Source organism: Caballeronia calidae, assembly GCF_900044055.2.
GTDB classification, from domain to species: Bacteria; Pseudomonadota; Gammaproteobacteria; order Burkholderiales; family Burkholderiaceae; genus Caballeronia; species Caballeronia calidae.
Genome location: NZ_FCOX02000269.1, coordinates 1 through 1,473, shown reverse-complemented (window position 1 = coordinate 1,473; position 1,473 = coordinate 1). Strand labels below are relative to the sequence as shown.

Below are 1,473 nucleotides of genomic sequence, written 5' to 3'. Positions count from 1 at the left end.
CAAACGCAATTCGCGAGTACGGTAATATGCTTGAACTTTTCAGAGAACGTCTTTCTGGTGAGGATCTAAGCGAGTTGTTATTTTCCAAAGATAAAAATGGGTATTCGATTCTGCAGGACGCGCTCCATGGTCGAGGAAACGTCATGGCGCTGCGCGAATTCAGCAACATATTACTGAAATTCGTGGATATTCTTCCCGATTACGATCTGAGCAAGTTTTTGCTTGCCCAGCAGGGAAATGGTACCTCAGCTTTGGCCGATGCACTAGAAAATGGCAAGGACGACGTAATTCGCGAGTACAGCGATATGCTGCAAAAATTTGGCCAAAATCTCTCGGCTGAAGATCTTAACAAACTGTTGCTTGTCCAGAAGAAAGATGGTGCCTCAGCTTTGGCAGATGCACTAGAAAATGGCAACGGCAAGGCAATTCGCGAATATGGCGCCATGCTTCAGCGTTTTGAGGAGAATCTTTCCGCTAACGATCTAAAAATGTTATTTCGTGTCAAAACAAAAGACGGTGGCTCTGCTCTGGTTAATGCAGTATCGAATGGGCAATTCAAATGCCGCGACAGCATCATGGAATATTGTAGAATTGTTAGAGAATGCAAAGCCTTTTCCGATAAAGACCGAAACGATTTCCTTCTTGCCAACATAGATGGTACTTCGACGCTGATTAAAGTGCTGCAAAGTTCCGATATAGGAATCGGAGCCAGTATCACACTGTTAAATACGGTAGGGGATGCCCTTCCGGAAGAGTTGATGAGTCAACTTGTCGCAAAACTTGACAAATATATCTCCGATAGACTTGGATATAAAATCCAAAGTTCGCGACGAGGCGAAGAACCATATATTCATAACCAACACTGGTATATGGATCTGGATGCGCTTGATTGAAGGGCGGGTGGTCGCGGGTTTCTCGGCGCGGTCGAATTTGTCTGCGAGCCGCGCTGGAACGGGAAATTGCGGGGATACGTCCGGGATCGGTTACAGTCCTGATTTCGCGATGAGCCGAATGAACTGAGATTCATGCTGGAAGGCGATTCCGATGAATTTGAGCCGGGCGCAGTTCGAGGAATGCGTCTTGCCGCCCTGCTTCTTTTGGAAGCAAACGCCATCTTCTGGTCGACGGTCGTGGCGTCCCGTTGTCGCTGATCGTCACCGGGGCCAACGTCAATGACGGCAAGCGACTCGATGAGGTCCTCAGCGCCATCATGGTCAAGCGCCCGAATCCCCCGCATCGTCGCAGCAAGCACCTGTGCGCCGATGCAGGCTACAAAAGCGCCGAGTGTCTTCGCATCATCGACGAGCACGACTACATTCCTCATGTCGTCGACCGTCGGAAAGAGGCCGAGCTCAAGCGGCGCGATGCAAACAAAAAGGCTCGGCGCTGGGTGGTTGAAGTCTGTCACAGCTGGTTCAACCGCTTTCGCAAACTGTTGGTCCGATACGAAAAACTCGAACGCAGTTTCGTCGC

The 1,473-nt window shown here is 49.7% G+C and carries 1 protein-coding gene and 1 pseudogene; both read left to right on the top strand.

Going from position 1 to position 1,473, the window contains the following annotated elements; genetic code table 11:
• Positions 1-893: hypothetical protein (locus tag AWB78_RS42535; RefSeq protein WP_232478145.1), on the top strand; the 893-nt coding region annotated here is incomplete at its 5' end.
• A 200-nt stretch (positions 894-1,093) separates the two neighbouring features.
• Positions 1,094-1,473, top strand: a pseudogene (locus AWB78_RS42530) (IS5 family transposase); the annotation flags it as partial.